At 65.1% G+C, this 21,585-nt stretch carries 12 protein-coding genes; 3 read left to right on the top strand and 9 right to left on the bottom strand.

What is annotated here, in order from left to right; all coding sequences use genetic code 11:
• Positions 1-15 precede the first annotated feature (15 nt).
• Entirely contained in the window at positions 16-729 is a 714-nt protein-coding gene (locus C0Z16_RS07560) for a response regulator (protein ID WP_102631549.1), read from the top strand.
• A complete protein-coding gene (locus tag C0Z16_RS07555; RefSeq protein ID WP_102631548.1) occupies positions 726-2,105 on the top strand; it encodes an ATP-binding protein in 1,380 nt (459 codons plus the stop codon). Before C0Z16_RS07560 ends, C0Z16_RS07555 begins: the two co-directional genes overlap by 4 nt.
• Before the next feature lie 37 nt (positions 2,106-2,142).
• Here C0Z16_RS07555 and C0Z16_RS07550 read toward each other — a convergent pair whose 3' ends face one another.
• The 9 genes from C0Z16_RS07550 to bcsD all read right to left on the bottom strand — a co-directional run bounded on the left by C0Z16_RS07550 (position 2,143) and on the right by bcsD (position 18,917).
• Positions 2,143-2,409, bottom strand: coding sequence for a hypothetical protein (locus tag C0Z16_RS07550; RefSeq protein ID WP_102631547.1), 267 nt, complete (start codon positions 2,407-2,409; stop codon positions 2,143-2,145).
• Positions 2,410-2,607: 198 nt separating this feature from the next.
• Positions 2,608-5,262 carry a response regulator gene (locus tag C0Z16_RS07545; RefSeq protein ID WP_102631546.1) on the bottom strand — a complete coding sequence of 885 codons (2,655 nt, stop codon included), beginning with the start codon at positions 5,260-5,262 and terminating at the stop codon, positions 2,608-2,610.
• A 540-nt stretch (positions 5,263-5,802) separates the two neighbouring features.
• Positions 5,803-10,599: a cellulose synthase subunit BcsC-related outer membrane protein gene (locus C0Z16_RS07540; protein ID WP_102631545.1), complete on the bottom strand. Its 4,797-nt coding sequence runs from the start codon at positions 10,597-10,599 to the stop codon at positions 5,803-5,805.
• Positions 10,590-11,783: a cellulose synthase complex periplasmic endoglucanase BcsZ gene (bcsZ, locus tag C0Z16_RS07535; RefSeq protein WP_102631544.1), complete on the bottom strand. Its 1,194-nt coding sequence runs from the start codon at positions 11,781-11,783 to the stop codon at positions 10,590-10,592. The genes C0Z16_RS07540 and bcsZ overlap by 10 nt, the downstream gene beginning before the upstream one ends.
• Before the next feature lie 10 nt (positions 11,784-11,793).
• Complete coding sequence (gene bcsB, locus C0Z16_RS07530; protein ID WP_102631543.1) at positions 11,794-14,388, bottom strand: cellulose biosynthesis cyclic di-GMP-binding regulatory protein BcsB; 2,595 nt, start codon at positions 14,386-14,388, stop codon at positions 11,794-11,796.
• Between the two features lie 3 nt (positions 14,389-14,391).
• Complete coding sequence (bcsA, locus tag C0Z16_RS07525; RefSeq protein ID WP_102631542.1) at positions 14,392-16,596, bottom strand: UDP-forming cellulose synthase catalytic subunit; 2,205 nt, start codon at positions 16,594-16,596, stop codon at positions 14,392-14,394.
• Positions 16,593-17,381, bottom strand: coding sequence for a cellulose biosynthesis protein BcsQ (gene bcsQ / locus C0Z16_RS07520; RefSeq protein ID WP_102631541.1), 789 nt, complete (start codon positions 17,379-17,381; stop codon positions 16,593-16,595). Before bcsQ ends, bcsA begins: the two co-directional genes overlap by 4 nt.
• Entirely contained in the window at positions 17,378-18,328 is a 951-nt protein-coding gene (gene bcsP, locus C0Z16_RS07515; protein ID WP_102631540.1) for a cellulose biosynthesis protein BcsP, read from the bottom strand. Before bcsP ends, bcsQ begins: the two co-directional genes overlap by 4 nt.
• Before the next feature lie 133 nt (positions 18,329-18,461).
• Positions 18,462-18,917 carry a cellulose biosynthesis protein BcsD gene (gene bcsD / locus C0Z16_RS07510; protein WP_102631539.1) on the bottom strand — a complete coding sequence of 152 codons (456 nt, stop codon included), beginning with the start codon at positions 18,915-18,917 and terminating at the stop codon, positions 18,462-18,464.
• Positions 18,918-19,229: 312 nt separating this feature from the next.
• On the opposite strand from bcsD, the gene C0Z16_RS07505 reads away from it, so the two are divergent.
• Complete coding sequence (locus C0Z16_RS07505) at positions 19,230-21,563, top strand: bifunctional diguanylate cyclase/phosphodiesterase (RefSeq protein WP_102631538.1); 2,334 nt, start codon at positions 19,230-19,232, stop codon at positions 21,561-21,563.
• The last annotated feature ends 22 nt before the right edge of the window (positions 21,564-21,585 follow it).

Here is a 21,585-nt window from a genome sequence, read left to right as displayed (position 1 = left end):
ACAAGGAGCTTTCGCATGGATCGCCCCGCCAAAATCATCGTGCTCGATGACGAAGTCGAACTGCGCAACATGCTGCAGCGTTTTTTGCGCGATCAGGGCTTCGACGTGAGAGTCGCGGAAGACGGCAAGCGGCTCGACCGCTATCTCGAGCGTGAGCCGTTCGATCTGCTGGTGCTCGATCTGATGATCGGCGAAGAAGACGGGCTCGCCATCTGCGCACGTCTGCGCGAGCAGGGCCAGACGTTGCCGATTCTGATGCTGACCGCGAAGGGCGATCCGCTCGACCGGGTGCTCGGCCTGGAAACGGGCGCCGACGATTATCTCGCCAAGCCGTTTCTTCCGCGCGAACTGGTCGCGCGAATCAATGCGCTGTTGCGTCGTCAGAAGATGGCTTCGGGCGAGGTCACCGTGACTTCGCAAAGCGTGCGCTTCGGCGAATTCACGCTCGATGTCGGCAAGCAGCAACTCTCGCGCGGCGGCACGCTGCTGGAGATTCATTCGGCGCAGATGCTGCTGCTCGCCGCGCTTGCGTCGTCGCCGAACCGGCCGGTGAGCCGCGACAATCTGCTCGCGCGCGCGAGGGGCCGCGATCACGATGCGCTCGATCGCAGCATCGACGTGCAGGTGCTGCGGCTGCGGCAGATCATCGAGGACGACCCCTCCAAGCCGCGCTTCATCAAGACCGTGTGGGGCGTGGGTTACATGCTGATCGCGGACGTCGACTCATGACGCGCCCGCTGTTGCACAGAGTGCTGCCGAGAACGCTACTCGCGCGCAATATCGCGTTGCTGATCGCGCTCGTCATGTTGAGCCAGGTGTGTTCGCTCGCGGTGCTGCTGCATTATGTGCAGCGGCCTCGCGTCGAGCGTGCGGCAGCCGTGTTCGCCACCTACGTGACGACGCTCGACAATCTGCTGCAGACGACGCCGCCTGCTGCTCGCAACGCATTGACCGCGCGTCTCGACGCACGCGGGGAGGTGCCGGGCAATGCTGACGCGCAACCGCCGCCGAGTTTGCTGCGCGCGTATCGCACGTATCAGCGCAAGGTATTCCTCACGAGTTTGCGCAAGCATCTTCCCGCCGACATGGAGGCGCGCTGGCAAACCGAAGGCGGCCAGCGCCTCTGGATTCGCATGCATGCGCCCGCGGTCGTGCCGGGCGCCGACGCGCCGGGAACTGGTGGGCTGGCCACGCCATACTGGATCGCGCTGCCGATTCCCGAAGATGCGCAGGGCAACGGACTCGACGCCGCGATAATTCTGTCACTGGGGCTCGCCGCGCTGGCGGCATTGACCGGCTACGCGATTCAGCTTCACCTGAACCGGCCGCTTCGGGAGTTGACGCGGGCGGCGAGCCGCCTGAGCGCCGGCGAAACGCCCGCGCCGCTGCCGACCGACGGGCCCGTCGAAATCGCCGCAGTGAGCAGCGCGTTCAATCAGATGACGCATGCGTTGCAGCAGGCCGAGGCGACGCGCGCGCTGATGCTCGCCGGCATTTCGCACGACATTCGTACGCCGCTCACCAAACTGCGCCTCTCGATGGCAATGGCGATGCCCGAGAACAGCGACAGCAGTTTCGTGGTGGCGGCCGAGTCGTACCTCGATCAGATCGAAACCATCTTGCAACAGTTCATGGATTACGCGGGAAGCGGCGAGCGGGAGCCAGCCGAGCCTGGCGATCTGAACGCGCTGATCGAGCGGCTTGCCGGCGATTTCGCGGGGCTCGGCCATGAGTTCGAGTTGTCGCTCGCGCGCTTGCCGGTTGTTGCCTATCGTCCGGTGAGCATGTTGCGGCTGCTGATGAACCTGATGCAGAACGCGATCGTGTACGGCGGTAGCGGACTGGCGGTGCGCAGTTGGGCAACCGACGACGCGGTGTACCTCGCGGTCGGCGATCGCGGCAAGGGCTTATCGGCGCAAGAGCTGGAGCAACTGAAGGCGCCGTTTCAACGCGGCCGCAACGCGCGGGCGCATAGCGGCGGCACGGGGCTGGGGCTTGCGATCGTCGAGCGGATCGCGCGGCTGCACGGAGGCAGGGTGGAGTTTCATGCGCGGGATGGGGGTGGGCTGGAGGTCTGGGTAGTGTTGCCGAGGGAGGGCAGTTAGGCGGACATCAATGACAATGCAGCCTGTTGCCCCATCCTCACTCCCGATCGAGCCACGCATCCAGCCCCACGCGAAACGCCACGCCCGCAATCACCGGCACCGTCAGCATGAGGATGATGCCGAAGTTCGGAATCGGGTCGCCGTAGGCAATCGGCTCGTACAGCACGACGCCGGCAACGGCCGCGAACACCAGCACGCCGACGGCTACCATCAGAAGATTGCGCGCCGTGATGGACAGCCCTTTGCGCTTTGCCTCGGCAGGGCTTGGGCTGGCAGTGGGGGCGTCGTCGTGTTGGGCAGGCATGATGGCTCTCGTGACAAAAGGGCGGCGGAAGGTACGGCGTCCATCGAACAGCGATACAGGCGCGCGCCTGGCATCATACCAGGGCATGCCCGTGCCGCGAACCTCATGCCGCGCGTGGCTTTATCGATATAAACCAATATATGCCGCATTCCGGGTCGCGGCGCGAAAAGCGCGTTGCCCTCGTCGCGCCGCCGCGCTTTACGACGCCGCTTGAGTCGGATGAAGCCACTGCGCGAGTTCCTGCCGCAACTGCGCGAGGTCGAGCGGTTTGCCGAGCAGCCGCGCGCCGGGAATGCTGTCGCCGATGGGCGCATCCGTGCCGTACCCGGACACCAGCAGCACGCGCACATTCGGCTGCTCACGCAACACAGCGCGCGCGAGGTTGTCGCCCGACATGCCAGGCAACGTGATGTCCGTGCAGAGGATGTCGTAGCGTTGCGCGGGCACGAGCGGCAGCGCTTCCTCCGCGCTTGCCACCGACGTGCAATCGAGCCCCAGCGCGCCGAGCAGACTGCTCAGCGCTTCGCGCGAATCCGCGTCGTCTTCGACGAGCAGCACGTGAGCCGGCGAGCGCACCGGTGCTGCTTCGGAGGCAATCTCGCGACGAGCTTCGGGTTCACGCATGTCCAGGCCCGACCCATCCACCGCCGACGGGTCGTACGCGACCGGCGGCACGCACGCGGCGATCTCCCTGTCGGTCACTTTGCCGACAGGCGGCACGCCGGCCGCTTCGCCTGCCGAGGCGCGCAGCACGCTGCGCACCTTGCGCGCGAGGTCGTCGCGGCGATACGGTTTGGACAGCAGCGTAATGCCGGCGTCGAGCTTGCCGTGATGAACGATCTCGTCGCGTGTATAGCCCGAGGTGAAGAGCGTCGGCACCGCGGGCGAGCGCGCCGCGGCACGCCGCGCCAGCTCGACGCTCTTGATCTTGCCGGGCATCACGACGTCCGTGAACAGCAAGTCGATCGGTACGTCGCTGTCGATGAATTCGAGCGCAACGTCGCCGCTCGATGCGGTCAGCACCTTGTAGCCGAGTTGCGCGAGCATTTCGACGGCGGTCAGGCGCACGTCGGCATCGTCCTCGACGACCAGGATCGTTTCGCCACCGCCCACGGGCGTGCTGGTTCGATCCGCGGCTTCCTCGGTTTCGGGCTCGCAGCAGCGCGGGAAAAACAGCGACACCGTGGTGCCGCGTCCCACTTTGCTTTCGATCAGCGTATGGCCGCCGCTTTGCCTGACGAAGCCGAACACCATGCTCAGGCCGAGGCCCGTGCCGTGACCGTCGGGCTTGGTCGTGAAGAACGGTTCGAAGACGCGCTCCAGTACTTCGGGCGGCATGCCGGCGCCCGTGTCGGTGACCGAAAACACCACGTATTCGCCCGGCGAAAGCTCGGCCTTGTCGCGGCAAAACGCAGCGTCAAGCACGCGGTTCGCGGCGCGCACGGTGAGCGTGCCGTCTGCCTTCATCGCGTCGCGCGCATTGATCGCGAGATTGAGCAGCGCGTTCTCGAGCTGGTTACGATCGGCCTGGACATGCCACAGATCGTCGCTTAATACCGTTTCGATCCTGACGGTTTCGCCGAGCGCGCGATGCAGCATCTCGCTCATGCCCGTAAGCAGTCGGCGCGGATTGAGTACAGTCGGCGAGAGCGGCTGGCGGCGCGCGAATGCGAGCAGATGCGCAGCCAGTTTCGCCCCGCGTTTCACGGCGTCGGTCGCTGCCGACAAACGGCGCAGCGTGGCGGGATTGTCGCCGGCGTCGGCGGCCATCATTTGAAGGTTGCCGTTGATTACTTGCAGCACGTTGTTGAAGTCGTGCGCGACGCCGCCCGTGAGGCTGCCGATCGCTTCCATCTTTTGCGCCTGGCGCAGCTGTTCTTCAGCGACAGCCCGTGCGGCAACCGCGTCGGCGACGCGCTGTTCGAGCGTCTCGGTCAACTGGCGCAACGACTGTTCGGCGACCTTGCGTTCGTGAATGTCGATCAGCACGCCGGGAAGGCGGGTGGGCTCGCCGTTCTCGTCGAACTCGCACTGGCCGTTCGCTTGCACCCACAGGTAGTCGCCATCGGGGCGGCGGATCCGGTATTCCGCGCGAAACGGCTGGCCCGCGCACATCGCTTCGCTGCTCAGACGCTCGATCAGCGACTGGTCATCCGGATGAATCATTTTCTTCGCGTCGCTGTGATCGACGCCTTTCGCGGCTTCTTCGACAGAAAACGAAAAGGTGCGGGCGAAGCGTTCGTCGCCGGTGATCTTTCCGGTGTGCATGTCGACCACCCACGTGCCGAGCACGGCGCCGGTATTGAGCGCGAGTTGCAGGCGTTCATTGGTCTCGTGCAACTCGGCTTCGGCGCGTTGCCGCCAGCGCTCGGTAAGCACACGTCCTGTGGTTTCGACGACGATCGCCAGTACGCCCGCGGGCGCGCCGCTGTCGTCGGCGACGGGGCTGTAGTACAGATCCATCCATACGTCTTCGGGCTTGCCTTCACGCAGCAGCACGAGTTCCTTGTCGCGATACGACAGCGTGCCGCCGGCAAGACACGTATTCATCACCTGACGATTGAATTCGGCAACCTCGGGCCAGCCGATCTCGACGGGGCAGCCCAACAGATACGGATGCCGTCCACCCGCAAAAACGGCGTACGCGTCGTTGTAGATCATATAGCCGGATTTGCCCCACAACAGCACGAGCGGCACAGGCGAGGCAAGCAGCAGTTGAACGGTCGCGGTCAAACTGCGGGGCCAGTCTGCGATGGCGCCGACACCGGTCGCCGACCAGTCGAATTCACTGATGCGCCGAGCCATTTCGCCGCTCCAGCCTTGGCAACCGTGATCTTGTGCCGGAAAGGGCATGCTGCGCTCCACAGAGGTCACGTTGATGAGTGTGTCTCCAGTCTGCCGGTTCACATTGCGTGGGTAAGAGGTTAAGGGGGTAAAGGGCTCGGCAGGGAGCGGGACGATCTTCGCCGTGTCCGCGTATCGCTAATCGCTAATCGCTTATCGGTTCGATGCGGGCTATCGGCTGCGACAATTGTAGGCCACAACGAGGCCGCGGTGACCTGCTTAAGCGATGCCGTGCGGGTTTAGTCTTACGCACTGCTGCACGCTCGCAAGTTTTACCGTGGAATTCGCGCGAGCCCGTTTTAAAGCGGAAAGAAGCGCTAATCGAAGTCCCTGTAAAGCGCCTCGCCGTGTTCTTGTTGCGGCTCATTGCGGCGATTTTCATCTCAAGTCGTTGGGTCGTTCGAGGCGCGCGGGTACTTACAGATTGCTTCACACCATAGGCGCGGGCATTGCCACAAATGTCCGATCGGCGCGCAGGCGGGCTGAAGCAAAGCGGCCTTTGGCGGCGTCATCAAGACCTGACGCGCCAAAGGCAAAACCAGACGGATGCTAGTTGGACAGCGACAGATAAGGCGAAGTGAGCGGCGTCGGCGGGAATGGTTGCAGACCCCTCTGCTTCGTGAAGCTGTAGCGCATATAGACCGCGGCGAGCCACTCGCGATATTGGTAAGCATTACCGAGCGACGCGGTTGCCCCGAACGCGAGTTGCGGCGCAAGCTGGTATTCGCCGACCGCGCTGAGCGAGTACGACACGCCGGTCTTGCTCTGGCTGGGGTACTGGGCGCCAGCGTCGAGCCCGCTGCCGGCAACAGCATCGGCAACGGCTGCGGCGAACCCCTGACGCCTCGAACCGTCGTTGAGCGGAAAATAGTTCGATGCGTCCTGCCGATAATGCTGAACCCCGATTGAACCCTTCACGTCATAGGTAAACGCACCATTGCGCCCCGTCCATTCGACCGGCAAGTTCAGGATCACATACTGTTGCGGGCTGAAATAGCCGCCCTGGCCATACGTAAAGTAGGAGAGGTTCCTGTTGTAGCGCATCAGCGTGCTGTTCACACCGACCGTCAGTGTCTGATCGGCGTCCTTGAACACACGCGTGTAGACGCCGCCGCCGCCCTTGACGGCGGCATTGCTCGACACGTTATGTCCGTCGTAATACTGGAAGGCCGCGTTCACGTACAGACCGTTCGTGCCGTCGTCCCACGCGAGACTGCCCTGCACGCCGCTTGACGTTACGCCGCCCCATTCGAGATTGGCCTCTTGATCGCGAGTGCCGGCGTACGACAACAGACTGTCGGTGACCGCGCGGCGCGCGACTGCGAGTGAGTAGGACACTTTGTCGGTCACGCCGCCGTTATAGCGCGCGCCGCCCACGATATTGACTTCCCGGAAGCCAAGCGGCGTGACGCCAATGTCGCCGCTTACGCTGCGGCCTTCATAGCCGACCGACAGACCTACGCCACTGGCGGTCTGGTCGCCATAGTTGGTGTTGCCGCGGGCCACCGCTAATAGAGACGAAAGCGTCGAGAGTCCCGCTCCGAAGCGCGCCTGCGTCAACGGATTGTCGCTGGCAGTGCCCGCATCGAGCGTGACGGGCGTCGCCGTCACGACGATGTGGCCATTGCCCGCCTTGATGCGACCCTGAACGGGCGCTTCGATGTCGGTGAGCGTGGACAGGCCGTCTTCGCCGGTGCGATTGCGAAACACGATGCCACCCGAGATCGTGCTCGCCTGCTCGCGATTGACCTGCGCCAGTTCATCGGCCACGCCGAGCGTCTGCGTGTTGGCGACGTTCGGCTGCCCGTAGTTGCCGCCATTGCCGTTCACCCCGGGCTGCTGCGGGTAATAGGCTTGTGCATAGCCGGTCGGCGGCTCCGGAATGTACGGCTGCTGCTGCGCGTAATAGCCCTGATTGCCGTAAGCCTGCTGTTGCGGCGGGTAGGGTTGATACGGCTGCTGACCATACGACTGCTGCTGCGGATACGATTGGTAAGGCTGTTGCGCGTAGCCCTGCGGCTGCTGTTGCTGTTGCTGTTGCGGATAGCCTTGCTGTCCGTAATAAGGCTGCTGTTGCGCATAGCCCGCTGTATTGCGGCTGGCTTTCGACGCGCTCTGCTTCTTGTTCGCCGTGCGTTTGCCACTGGCCGCGGCAGTCGTCGATCCATATGGTTGTTGCTGCATCGACCCGGCATTGGCTTGAGCCTGGCGCGCGGCGGGCGACATGGGCCAGGGCGTCGGCGCATAGCCATCCGGCGCGCCGTATTGCGGCTGCTGCGGATAGGGCGCCTGCTGTGCATAAGCCGGGTTGTACTGCTGCTGCGTTGGCTGCATCGGCTGCATCTGGGCTTGCGCCGGCATCCGCGACTGGCCTTGGCCCATTTGTCCCACTTGACCGGTTTGTCCAGGATACGCCTGCAACGGCGCACCGGACTGGCTTGAACCGTAGCTCTCCTGGCCGTAGCCGCCCGAGTCGGCGCCCTGGCGCGGCGCGTTGTATGGAAGCGCGGCGGGCGCGCTGTTCGGCGTATAAGGCTGCGCGGGCGCCGTATGAGGTGCGACGTACGGTGCGGGCTGCGTGGGAGGCGGATAGTTCGGCACGGTCTGCGTCGGCAAGGAAGACTGCGAGTAGGGAGGTGATGCGCGCGCGGCATTCGGACGATTGAAGCCGAGCGCAGCGTTGTCGGCGTCGATCGGCGTCACCGTCGCGGTTTTGCCTTCGAAGGGATTGGTGCCGGGCAGCGGCGCGGCGCCGATGCGGCGCATCGCCGTTTCCCAGCCGCGCGGCACATTGCTGGCTGCGCCATTGCGTGGCGCATTCGCCATCAGCGGCGTATTGGCGGCGACCAGCGAGCGTTGCAGATAAGTGGACGCGAGCGACAGCTTGCCTTCCGCGCGATACATGCGCCCGACGGTCGCGAGCACGCCCGGATCGTTGGGCGCGGCGTTCAAGAGCTGCGTCGCGAGCGTTTCGGCGTAGCTGAACTGCTTCGCTCCCGCCGCAGCGGAAATCGCGGCTTGCAGCAGGTTCAGATCGTCGGGCTTGCGCCGCAATGCGACGCGATAGCTCGGGAGCGCGCTGCGGTCGTCGCCGGCAGTCGCATACAGACGGCCGAGCGCCGCTTGCAGATCGGGATTGTCGGGCATCGACGCGAGCCATGGCGCGATCACGTCGTAGGCGCTGGCGAGATCGCCGCGCTGACGCACGAGGTCGCATTGCTTGATAACGATGCCAAGGTTCAGATTGCCGAAGTCGGTGCGCTGCTGTGGCGTCAATTGCATGGATGCGAGTCGGCGCATCACCATGCCAAGTTCGGCCTCCTGCTGCGTGGCCGACAGAATGCCTGCGTATTGCAGCAGCAAATCCGTATTGCCGGGCGCCGCGTTCATGGCGCCGCGCACGAGACTGAGCGCGCGGTTCGGATCGCCGGCCTGCTGGTAGCCGGCCGCGATCACGCCGATCAGTTCGGGACTGTTGCCTGCCACCGGCTCGGCGGCATGCAGCGTCGCGAGCGCCTGTTGCGTCTGGCCGCTGCGCGCCATGCGCGTGGCGAGCTCGGCTTGCTGATGCACCCACAAGCGATGCTGCAAGGCGGCCATTGCGTCGGTGCGCTGGGCGGTCGGAATGCGTTCGAGTTGCGCGAGACCGGCCGACCAGTCCTGCGTTTCCGCCGACAACAGCGCGCTTGCATACAGCGCGTCGGTCATGTCGGGATGCGTGGCGAGCAGGCCGTCCATCATGCTGCGCGCGTTGGCGACCGCACCTTGGCGCACGTAGATGCGCGCAAGGTCGAGGCGCAGCCACGCGTCGTCGGGCGTATTGAGCAGCGCGTCTTCGAAGAGACTGCGAGCGCTGCCCAGATCGCCGCGCGCTTCGGCCGCGCGCGCTTGCTCGGCCTGCGCTTCGCCTCGCAGACGGTTGATACCGCCGGCCTTCGATTGCTGTTCCGTGTTCAACTGATTGGCGAACTGCAACGCTTCGTCGCCGCGGCCTTGGGCGGCGAGCGCGCCGACGAGTCCGCGAATCGCATCGGGGTTGTCGGCCTGACGGCGCAGCGCCATCCGGTACGCCTGTTCCGCGCCTGCGGGATCGCGGTTCGCGAGCAGCATTTCGCCGAGCAGCAGTTGCGCGGTGACGTCGGACGGATTCAGCGCGATCGCGCGTTCGAACAGCGATTTCGCCTTCGCGAACTCGCCGTTGCTGCGCGCGCCGATCGCATCGCTCGTGTAGGTCCAGTAGGTCGCACTGTCGAGCGCGGTTTTCCAGCGCGCCGGATTACCGCTGCGCGAGGCGCGCTCCAGGTAGTTGCGCGCCTCGGCGAAGTGCTCCTGCTTCAATGCGGCGATGCCCATGCCGCCGAGCGCGTCGGTGTCGTTCGGACTATTGGCCAGGACCGACGAAAACTTCGCGCGCGCCGTGGCTGCATCGTTGCGATCGAGCGCGGTGAAACCATCGGCGATGGTGCGGCCGCGCGCGTCGACGGTGGCGTTTTCCTGCGCGCGCTCACGCGCCGCCTTGTCCTGCTGCACCATCGAATCGAACCGAGCCTTGACCGCGGCGTCGTCGTTCGCGTTTTGCAAATAGGCCTGATACAGCGCGGCGTCCGAGGGCCGCGCGTCCAGCCACAAGAGCGCCTGGCGCCAGCTTTTTTTCGCCGACGCGCCGACCGTGCTGTCGCCCGCGAGTTTTTGCAGCCGCGCGATACCGTCGCGGCGCGTGACGTCGCGATAGGTCAGATGCTGCGCAAAGGCGAGCGCGTAACGCGGATCGTCGGGGTTGTCGCGCGCCAGTTGTTCGAGCCCGCGACGCGCCTGATCCCAGCCTTGCGGCGTCGCTGAGAGCGCCTGGTAGTATTCGAGCTGCAACGCCGGCGTGGCCGGCTTGCCGGTCAAGGCGCGCTGATATTCCTGCACCGCGCTTGCGCTCTGGCCGCTTTGCGCGAGCCGCCGCGCGTCGTTCACGGTCTGGTCGCGCAGACTCGATTCGCCGAGCCGCCGGCCGAGTTCATCGAGGCTCGGATAGTTCGGCGCAACGGCTTTCAAACGCGACAGATATTGCTGCGCGCCCGCGCCGTCCTTGCGGTCGGCGAGCACCATGCCCATGCCGTACAACGCATCGGGCTGTTTGGGATCGATGCGCAGTACCTTCTGCCAGGCCTGCTCCGCGAGGTCGCCGCGATGGTGCGATTGCCAGTACTTGCCCTGATCGATCAATACATTCAATGGGTCTTTGGACCCTTGCCCCAGCGCCTGCGCCAACGCATCGGGCGCGGCTGCCGCCACGCAGCAGACGGTCGTGACGCTCAGCGCGAAGCGCAATGACAACGCGAGGGCGTTCAATCGCATGCGGTTCTCCAGCTCGGCACGAGACGGCCGCTTTCGTCGAAGCGATAGCGTCCGTCGATAAAACCCGTGCCGAACAAGCCCAGCACTCTGTCGTAGTAAACCGGATCGTGGCCCGGCACGTCAGCGTCGAGCGCGGCCAGATGCGTGCGCGCGAGGCCGAGGCCGTGCGCGTCGCCGAGCGCCTTGAAGTACGGCGCGAGCGCGCCCCAGTAGCTGAGCGGGCCTTCGCCGCTTGCCGAGCCGCTGGTGGATGAAACCTTCTCGGGCGGAAAGCCGTTTTGCGCGACTTTGGCGCGCATGCCGCCGAGCGCCGCGAGCCACGGCTTCGCGAGCGGATCGGCGGGTGAGGCGAGACCGGCCCACAAATACACGCGGATCGCGTCGTAGCTGCCCGTGTCGCCGTTTTTCGGATCGACCACGAACTGGCCGTTTTGCCACGCCGCCCAGTCGGGCGTGAAGCCTTGCGGCGCGGTCGTCTTGACGAGCGTGTAGGCGCTTTGCGCGAGCTTGCTCCACGGACCGTTCGGCATTTGATGTGCGAGCGCGCGCAGCACGGGCAACGGCAGATAGCTCGGATTCAGGCGGGTCACGCCGCCATCTCTGAAGCCTTGCGGCCCAGGCAGCAGCATGGGACCGACGCCGGGCAAGCTGGTCATCTCATCGCGGGCGATGCGCTCGGCGAGCGCCTCGCCGAGCTGCGTATAGCTCGCGTCGTGCCAGAGACGGCCGGCTTGCAGCAGATCGTAGGCGATCCACAAGTCGGAGTCGGACGCGGAATTGGGATCGAGCACGCCGTACGAACCGTCCGCTTTCTTGCCCCATTGCCACGAGGGCAAGCGCAGGTTTTGCGGATCGAACTGATTGCCCGCGAGATTGGTGCGGGTCCAGTTCAGAAGCCGGTCAAAGTTAGCGCGATCGTTCGCGACGAGCGCGAAGAACAGGCCGTACGACTGACCTTCGGAGGTGGTCTGTTGAGCCGGCGTCGAGTAGTCGATTACGCGGCCGTCTGCCTGCACGAAGCGCTGGACGAAAGTGCGATAGCCCGTCCAGTCGCCGCATGCTCCGGGTGCGGCGGCGTCCTGCGCGACCTTCGCCAGGTTGGCGAAACTCGCTGACGCCGCCAGTCCCATCCCCAGCCCGGCCATCAGTGCCATGCCTCGTTTCTTGTTGATTCGAACCCGCATATCAGTCCTGTTAGTCCTTCAGACGGCGTGCCGCGATGGCGCGCAGCATCCGGTAGAACAGCCCGGCGATGATCAGCGCCGCGAGCACGCCACCCAGCATCAACAGCAGCGGATGCGAGGACAGCGCCCAGCGCAGATACTCCTGCGGCGACAAGTGGCCGACAAAGTACGCGTCGCCGTTCGACGTGATGGTGACGGTGCGGCCATGGATCACGGCCATCGCGCCTTGAATCTCCGGCAGCACGTCGGCGTCGAGCAGCGCGGCCGACAGATCGGCGTCCGACTGGCCGGCTGCGCTGACGAGAGCCACTGCGCTGCGGGTCTTTTTCAGCGGCGATTCGAAGCCGGTCAGGAGCGCGTCGCCGTTCGAACTCACGAGCGTCAGGTCGGCGCGCGCGGGCAGGCGTTCGACGCCGCGTTCGCCATGCCACCAGTCCTCGAGCTTGAAGACGATGTCGGAGAGCTGGAAGGTGCGCGAGTTGCCGTCGCTGGAGAAGGGCATCGACTTGGCCCAGCGTTGCAAGAGCGGCTGCTTGCCTGGCGCGCCGAAGATCAGCAGGTCCTTGTCCGCGTATGTGTCGACGTCGTCGGCGGTGCCTACCGTCACGCCCGCCACCGGATAGCCGGTCGATGCACCCATGCGTCCCATGGTCAGCAGGTACAGGCTGTAGTCGCTCGAATCCGGGTCGTTCGGCAGAATCACCGCGGTTTCCGACAGATCCGCCATGCGCGTGAACGGGAAGCCGCTGTTCGCGAACGCCGCGAGATCGGGCAGCGCCATGTAATGCGGAAACGACGACAGGTCGATGGTCGAGTTCGGATCGACCGCGCCGATCACGTTCTCGAGCAGGCGGCCGTGACATTCGCCGGTATTCGGAATGTCGTAGTAAAAGTGCAGCCGCAGTTGTGCGCGCGGCGTCAACAGCAGCGGCGGAATGTGCACGGTGCGGCGTGCCTCGGCGGTCTTGTCGGGCAGCACATGCGCGAAATAACGGCCCAGTTCGAACACCGAGCTGGACTCGGCCGGAATCGGCAGCGCCTGCACGAAACCGCTGTTGACGCTCAGGTTCAGCGACGAGCGATCGCGCTGCGGACGCACCGTGTAGCGATAGCGCAGGTCGATCGGCGCGCCCTTGGTGTGCCACATGAACAGATCGGGTGGCACGCGCAGGTTCACGTGGACGGCGTCGGAGTCATAACCGGACACCGTCAGGTCGCGCGCGTCGGCAAGCTCGCCGAAACGCACCGGGCGATTGGTCGGCAGCCAGTTCGGCGCGTCGTACGGCGTGCGCTTCGCCAGCTCGTTCAGCCGCGTGACCGTCGCGCTCGGGCCGGTCAGCGTGTTCTGGCCGATGCCGAGCGCGCGCGCGGCGATCTTCAGCTCGGCTTCCGTGCGCCCAAGCACGAGCAGAAGCTTGCCGCGCGCCGGCGCTTCACGGTCGACTACCGCGATGGTCGGGCCGGAGATTGCCGGAATGGTGACGCCGGCCGGGCGTTGATCGTCGGTGGCAAAGACCACGGCGTTGCCCGACAGCGGCGCATTGTCCTGCTGCGCCGGGAAGATCGCGCCGCGATAGCCGGCGAGCGCGCCGAACCACGAGGCCACGATGCCGCCCGCTTCGAGCGTGCCGGCGGTCGGCTTCTGCGGAAACACGAACGGCAATTCGAGGCGCCGCACGTCGCGTCGGTCGAAGAACGGCTGCGGCAAAGCCGCGAGATCCGGCTTGCTGGCGAGCGACGCGTACGTCAGATCAAGCGAGCTCGCGTTGCTGACGGTCGCCCACAGCGACGAGTTCGCCGGATCTTCGCAGCTTGTCGTGTAATGGCCGATCAGCTGTACGTTCAGGTGATTGAATTCGGTGACGAAGCGCGGATCGATCGACACGTCGCGCGCGACCAGCATGCCGGCCTGTTCGCGCGGTAGGGGCAGGGTTGCCGCGACTTCGCCGTTCACCAGTACCTTGAGTTGCGAGATGTTCGGCAACAGCGCGGGCGAGTAGCTGTAAATCAGATGCAGGATCGCGCCGGTCACCACTTCGTCGCCGCGCACGGAGAACGCGACGCCGTTCTGGCCGTCGGTGCCGCGCAGTTGCAGCGGATCGAGCGCGCCAAGGTCGGCGAACGTGAGCGTCTGGCGGCGGCCGCCCGGCACCAGCGTGCCCGGCTCGGCAGTGGTCGGCGTCTTGACGCCCAGTGCTTTTACCGCCGACGCGGCGAGCGCCGGCGTCGGCGTCGCCAACGGCGTCTGCGGGAGCATGGTCGGATCGTAGGGCACGGCGGGGCTCGGCGCAGGGCCGTTGCCTGTGCCGGTGGCCAGATGCGTGGCCGCCGTGGCCGACGAGGTTGCTTGCGCCTTCTGCGTGGCTTGTGCGCCTGGCGCCGTTGTATCCGCCGTCTGCGCTGCGCCCGCCACTGCCGCTTCGGCCACCGACGCGAGCGGCGCCGCCAGCGCGGTCTGCAACGCGAGCCAGCACGCGAGGCCGCGCATCAGCCGTGAAGAGCGGGGGCGTTGCGCCTGGCGCGTCTGCCGGTCTGCCCCACTGCGGGTTTCAATGTGCTCGTGATTCGAGCGTTCGATGCTTCCCTTCGCCATCCTGTTGCGCATAGATCAGTCTTTGGTCTTTAGCTTCTTGACGTCCACCGGACGGCTTTTCATCGAGCTACGAAGGTCGTTGTAAAGATGCTCGAAGAGGCCCACGATGCCGCGCGCGCCGACCGTCAGCACGTGCGAGAGGCCGCGCAGCGGCGTGTCCTGCTGGCGTCCTTCGGCCCAGCCGGTCCAGGCGTCGGCGCGCGCAAAGGTGGTCTTGACGAACTCGTATTCCTGCTCGCGCGTCATCGTGGCAAAGCGCAGGCCCACGCGGCCGGGCGCCGTGAAGCCGACGGTCGCGGGGAACGCGTATTCCTCGTCGCCGCGAAAGAGCGACACGGTGACGCGCTCGTGCATCGGCACCTGAATGGAGGCGGGCAGCGCGACGCCCACGCCGCCTTCCGAGTAGTCGATGGTCTTGCACGCGAGCGTGCGGCCCGTCGAGAACTTGAGCATCACCGGCATTTCCATCGCCACGCGGTGCACCGCGCGAATCTGCCGGCGCTCGCGCGCGGCGGCCACGCTCGCGCCGAGAATCAGCATGTTGTAGGTAGTCCAGCCCAGATTCAGGAGCGTGGTCTGCACGACGCTGCGCGTATGCCAGTTCAGATAGATATGCACGACGCCCACGCAGAACCCGATCAGGTTCAGCAACAGCAGGAATAGATAGGGCCGCGAAATCGCCCAGTCGAAATAGTTGTTTTCGATCTGGCCGCCCTTGGCCGTCACGTTGAACTTGCCGAGCTTCGGATTGATGAGGGCGAGCAAGGTGGGCGCGGTGATGTAAGACGCCAGCACCGATTCATATACCTCGGCCCAGAACGAATGACGGAACGAGCGCTGCATCCGCGAATTGGTGATGCTCGCGTGCATCATGTGCGGCAGCGCGTAGATCGCGATGGTGCTCGCCGCGGCCTCGATCACGTGCGCGCCGAAGAACAGGTACGACAGCGGAGCGGTCAGAAACACGAGACGCGGGATGCCGTAGAAAAAGTGCATCATCGCGTTGAGATAGCAAAGACGCTGGCCGATCTTCAGGCCCTTGCCGGTAAGCGGATTGTCGATCCGGAAAATCTGCGTCATGCCGCGCGCCCAGCGAATCCGCTGGCCGATGTGGCCGGACAGGCTTTCGGTGGCGAGCCCCGCGGCTTGCGGAATCGCCAGATACGCGGTGGTGTAGCCGAGGCGGTGCAGCTTCAGCGCGGTGTGCGCGTCTTCGGTGACGGTTTCCACCGCGATACCGCCGATCTCTTCGACCATCGTCCGGCGCAGCAGTGCGCAGGAACCGCAGAAGAACGTCGCGTTCCACAGATCGTTGCCATCCTGCACGAGTCCATAGAAAAGCTCACCTTCGTTCGGCACTTTGCGGAAGGTGCCGAGATTGCGCTCGAACGGGTCGGCGGAAAAGAAGTGGTGCGGCGTTTGCAACATCGACAACAGCTTGTCGCGAAGGAACCAGCCGAGGCCGATCTGCAGGAACGAGCGGGTCGGGATGTGATCGCAGTCGAAAATCGCGAGGTATTCGCCGTTCGTGATCTTCAGCGCTTCGTTGATGTTGCCGGCCTTCGCATGGCGGTTGTGCGTGCGGATCGTCCAGTTGACGCCGACTTCCTCGCAGAACGCCTTGAACTCCGGACGCCGGCCGTCGTCGAGCACGTGAATCGACAGTTTCGCGGCCGGATAGTCGAGCGCGAGCGCCGCGTAGATGGTCGGCTTGACCACCGAAAGCGGTTCGTTATAAGTCGGAATGAAGACGTCGACCGTCGGCCATTCGTCGCGCGAGACGGGCAGCGGCATCGGCTTGCGCTTGAGGGGCCACGCGGTCTGGAAGTAGCCGAGCAGCAGCACGAGCGTCGAATAGACTTCGGCGGACACCAGCAGCAGACCCCATGCGGCGTCGAGCGGATGTTCCCAGTAAGTCGTCGACGTGAGTCGCCAATACATATACCGGCCCGACGTGACGACCGACAGCATGATCATCACCATCGTCGCGTAACGGCCATGCAGACGGCGAAACAGCAGCGCGGTGACGAAGCAGCAGGTGGCAAACGTCAGCTGTTCGTAAAAAGCGAGCGGCACCGTGAAGACGAAGTACAGCATCACGAGCGCAAACAGCGTGACGAGACCCGCGACGATGCGGCTATTCCAGAAGCGCGCATCGACGAAACGTTCGAGCCGTGCCGGTTCGATTGCTTCGATGTCCTCCGGATGACGCGTGCTCATGCCGCATTCCCTGGCGAGACAGCGATCGCGTCGACCGCCGACATCAGCCACGTGCCGCACGCGCGAAAGTCGGCGGCGGCCTGGCTAAGCGGATCGTAATGGATGAGCGTGGTGTCGCACGCGAGCGCTTCGCTCACGCCTTCGTCAAGATGAACCACGCCTGGAAACAGCTTGTCGCCCAGCATCTGGCGCAGCACCTTGAGTACGTCTTTGGTCAACTGGCGCGACTGGTCGATCTGGTTCACCACGTAGCCGACGCCCCCGAATTCGGCGCGCGGCGTCGCGTAAGTGTCGATCAGCCGCTCCATCTGCGGAATCGCCGCGTAAGAAGCGGCATCGGCGAGCACCACGTTCAGCGCGTAAGTCGCCGCGCACAACGCCGTGCGCACATAGGTGGACGAACCCGGCGGCGTGTCGATGATGACGACGTCGGAGGCTTCGAGCCGCAAGGTCCGCAGCGCGTGCGTGAGCCACAGCGGGTCGTGGTCGATGTGCGCTTCGAAGCGGCGGCGGTCGTCCTCGAGCACCGCGCCGTAGGGCAGCACGGTCACGCCGTCGACGCCGTCGAACATCACCGATTGCCACAGGTCGCCCGTCAACGTTGCGCGCGAGAGGCCGTCGATGCTGTCGAGCGGCACGCCGAAGTGCAGACGCAGCGCGTTCTGCGGATCGAGGTCGAGCGCGATTACGCGCCGGCCGCTTATGGCCAGCATGGAGGCGAGATTCGCGGCGAGGGTCGTCTTGCCGACCCCGCCCTTGGCGGACACTACCGCGATGACTTTCATGAGCGACGAGGGCCGCTGACGAGCCACGAGTTGTGCGCGGCATGGCCGGCGTTGTTTGCTGCGCTTGCTGTGTTTCGCGGCGCGGCAGTTGTGCCATGCGGCGTGCCGCGCAGGCGGTCGAACAGCGATTGCAGCGGCACAGATTCCGTAGCCGGTGCGGCGGCGCGCGGCGGCGCGGCTTTGGATTGCGGGGCGAACAGTTTGCCGAGGATCGACGCCGACGCCGGTTGTTTCGCGGTTGCGGGCGGGGCGGATGTCAACGTTGCTGGCGTTGCCGGGGTCGCAAAAGCGCGCGCGGGGGCCGGTGCCTGGACCCATGCCGGAGTCGGCCTGGCGGCTTGGGCGGACGCTGTCTGCATTGAAACCGTCGGCGGAACGCTGGCAGCCGGCGTGGTCGCCGTACCGGGTGGAATTGACACGACCGGCGCGATTGCTGCGATCGACGCAATCGGTGCGACGCTGGCCACGGCAACGTCGGCCGCCGCGGTTTGCTTTTGCTCCGCTATCGCCTGCACTGACGGCGGCACGGCGTCGACCCCGACCGGGGCGGGCGCTGCGGTGGCCTGACTCTTCGTTTCCGGCGAGCTGAAACGCGACGCGCCGCGCGGCGTCGCGGGCGGCGCCACGGCGACCGCGACCGGCGGAATGTCCCGCCGATGCGATCGCGTAAAAAGCGGCGCTTTCGCGCGCGTCACCGAAGCGGCGTCTTTCGGCGCGCCGTCCTGACGAGCTGTGGACGCCGCAGTATCGTCGGCAGTCGGCTGCGGCCTGGCTTCGGCGCGCTGCCCGATTGGGGGAATCGGCGGCTGTCTCAGATCCAGCGTCACCAGAAGCGGCCAGCGTGTGCGCGCCGTGTGTGCCTCGTTTTCGCGGCCAATTTCCTGGTACGCCTTGGCGTCGCCGCCGAAATGATCGAACAGTTTTTCGATGTCGCTTGATGAACTCATAATGCCGCCATTCTTTTCATGACCTGCGTTGCCCGGTCCTTACACTCGCTCGTGGCGCAAAACCATTGCGCAAGTGCCTGCCTGCTGCTGACGCGCACCGGTCTGCGCACAGCGTTATTGCCTGTTGTGCCGGTCACACCGCATGGCGGCTCAGACGGAACTCAATGGCCGTGTCGTCCGTGTAGTTGCTGGTTTGCGCGACCGACAGGCCCTGCGCGCCGAGCGCACTCAACCACGTCTGATAGGCGCCTTCGAGAAACGCCGGGGTCCAGGCGAGCGCACTTTTGCCGAAAGCCGGCAGCGGCGCGCAGTAATGGACGATGCGCAGCGACTCCGGTTCATCCGCGAGTTCGACATAGCCCCAATCCATTTCATGCCAACGCGCATTCAAGGTCAGCGCGAGGTCCGCGGTCGAGTCGCTAGCCGGCAGCGGATGCGCGGCGGCGAACCGGCCGCCCACGCGGTGCATCAAGTGACGTAGCTCATCGCGGCCAATCTGCGCTTCGAACTCCGACGCCAATGCGGAGAGCATGCCTCGCCATTGCGGTGACATCTGACGGTCCAGCAGGTAATCGAGAATTGGAACCATGTTTTCTGGAGAATGGCCGTCGCTTCAAATCGCCCAAACCGACGCCGACGACCGGAGGTGCAGGGAAAGTGGCTCGCGTGATTGCGCGCATTCGTGCGACCAGGTAGGACTTACCGCTTTTACCAGGCGCTAGCGCACATTTCGGAGCAGTCTACTTAAGACATTAACTTTTAGCCACATTCGGCCACTTTCATGGCGTGTCCGATAGGCACAAACGCGACAGTCGCGAATTTGTTGCCAAAAGCTCTAATATTCGTCAGATATTTGCCGATAAACATGGATAGAGTGACCGGACCCGCCTGTTAGCCACCCATGCTCTTTACCTTGCCGCAGCAATCCTCCGATACCGGCCTGCGCGAGCGCTTTCACCGGCGCTCGCTCGAACATCAGCGTCCGTTATCAACGGTGACGATGGCGTTCACGGTCGTCGCGTTCCTCTGCGTCGTGGCGGCGCGGGGCCTCGCCGACGGACCGGCGGCTCCGCTCGTCTATCGGCTTGGCTGCGCGTTTGTGTTGGCGTTGCTGGTGCTGGCCATTCCGCACGCAAAGTCGACGTGGACATTCGGCGCCATCGGCGTTGCGTTCTCGCTGGCGCTGCTAGGCGGCGTCGCGCTGAACGTCGCAGGCGTGCAACAACCGCTGCTGTGGACGCTGCCGGCAATGGTGGTGATACCGGTTTGCGCCGCGCCGCTGTGGCTCACGCCGACGCATTTCTTTGTCGGCAGCGCGCTCTTCTATGCGGCGGCGATCCCGATGCTGCTTGGTGCGCAGCGCACGGCCGACGTGGACATCGTTGTATGGATGTGGATCGCGGCGGTCGGTATGCCGACTTCCGTTGTCTTTCATTTCGGCTTCTACTCGTTCCGGCGCAATCACTATCTGCTCGAGAACCAGTTGGCTCAACTGGCGGCCACCGACCCGCTGACCGGCCTGCAAAATCGCCGCGCGTTCGTCGCGCAGGCCGAGCGACGCCTCGCCGACGTTGCACACGGCGCGCCGGTCAGTGCGATTTTTGTCGACATCGACAATTTCAAGTCGCTGAACGACCGGTTCGGTCATGCGGTGGGCGACCTTGCGTTGCACCAGGTCGCCCAGGTGCTGATGGAAGGCACGGGAGCCAGCGAGAGCGTGAGCCGCATCGGCGGCGAGGAGTTCGCCGTGCTCTTGTGCGATGGCCTGGCCGGCGCGCTGCGCCTCGCCGAGCGGCTGCGTGGCGCGATTGCCGCGATTGAACGCCCGGACGGTAATCTGACTGCAAGCTTCGGCGTAGCCGAGCACCGTAGCGGCGAAAGCATCATGGTGCTGCTCGATCGCGCCGACGAAGCCTTGCTACGCGCGAAGCATTCAGGCAGGAACCGCGTGTGCGCCGAGCGCCCGCTGCCTGACGCGCCGCTGCAACTGCTGATCGAGGACGCATGCGGCGTAGACGGTGCCGCGAGTTCGCGGCATCGATGGGAAGACTATTACCTGACCTCGCACTTTCAGCCGCTCTTCAGTTTGTCGCATCAGAAGCAGGTCGGCTTCGAGGCGCTGTTGCGCGGCGAACTCGACGACGGCACGCTGTTGCCGCCGGCCGTGCTATTCGCGCCCAAGCCGTCCGGCGACGAAGGCGTGCTCGATCGCGCGAGTCACGCCGTGCACCTGGCGAACGCGCGCCGGTCACTGCCCGCGGGCGACTGGCTGTTCCTCAACATTCTGCCGGCCACGTTTGTCGCCGAGGGCTATGCCGGTCAACTCGCGGCGATCGTCCGAAGAGTAGGGCTCGCACCGGAACAGGTGATCCTCGAGATTCTGGAATCGCGCGGCGGCAGTGTCGACGAGATGTCGCGCGTGGCGACGTCGTACCGTGAGCATGGTTTCCTGATCGCCGTCGATGATTTCGGCGCGGGTCAATCGAATCTCGACAGACTGCTGCGCATTCGTCCGGACATTGTGAAGCTCGACGGCGAACTGATCCGCGCGACCGGTCACGGAACCGGACAGCCGATCTTGCCGAAGCTCGTGTCGTTGCTGCATCAGGCCGGCATGCTGGTGGTAGTGGAAGGCGTGGAGACGACCGAGGAGCTGATTCTCGCGGTCGAATCGAATGTGGACTTCGCACAAGGGTATCTGCTCGGGCGGCCCGCGGCGGAGATCGCGCCGCCAGGCTCGGTGCATCTGCGAATCGACGATGCTTTCGATGTGATCGCGCAAGGCCGCGCGCATCAGCATGCGTTGTTCGAATCCGAAGTCGAGCCGTACCGGTCTGCGTTGCGAGAGGCCGCGGACGCATTGCGCTCAGGCGTCGACATGGATCGCGCGTTCGCGCTTGTCGCGACGTTCGAGCGTTGCATTAGCTGCTTCATTCTCGACGATGCGGGCAGGCAGGTCGGTCATGAGGTGCAGGGTCCTGCAGGGCTCACGGAGGGTGCGTCGCTGCACCCGGTGGCGAATCCGCGAGACGCGCGCTGGGACCATCGGCCGTACTATCGCAACGCGGTGCTGTTGCCGGGCGTGGCGATTGCGAGCAATCCTTATCTTTCGCTCGCAAGCGGAAGGCCGTGTATTGCGGTGACGCTCGCCCTGCAGTTCGCGGACGAGCGGTGGGTCATTGGCGTCGAGCTGGATTGGTCGGCGCATGGGTTGCCGTGGCCGGCGGGGGAGTGAGGGGACATTCGAGCCGTCCCCT

It is taken from the genome of Paraburkholderia rhynchosiae (assembly GCF_002879865.1).
GTDB classification, from domain to species: domain Bacteria; phylum Pseudomonadota; class Gammaproteobacteria; order Burkholderiales; family Burkholderiaceae; genus Paraburkholderia; species Paraburkholderia rhynchosiae.
The sequence above is the reverse complement of the archived record's forward strand: the minus strand, read 5'-3'. Positions and strand labels throughout refer to the sequence as shown.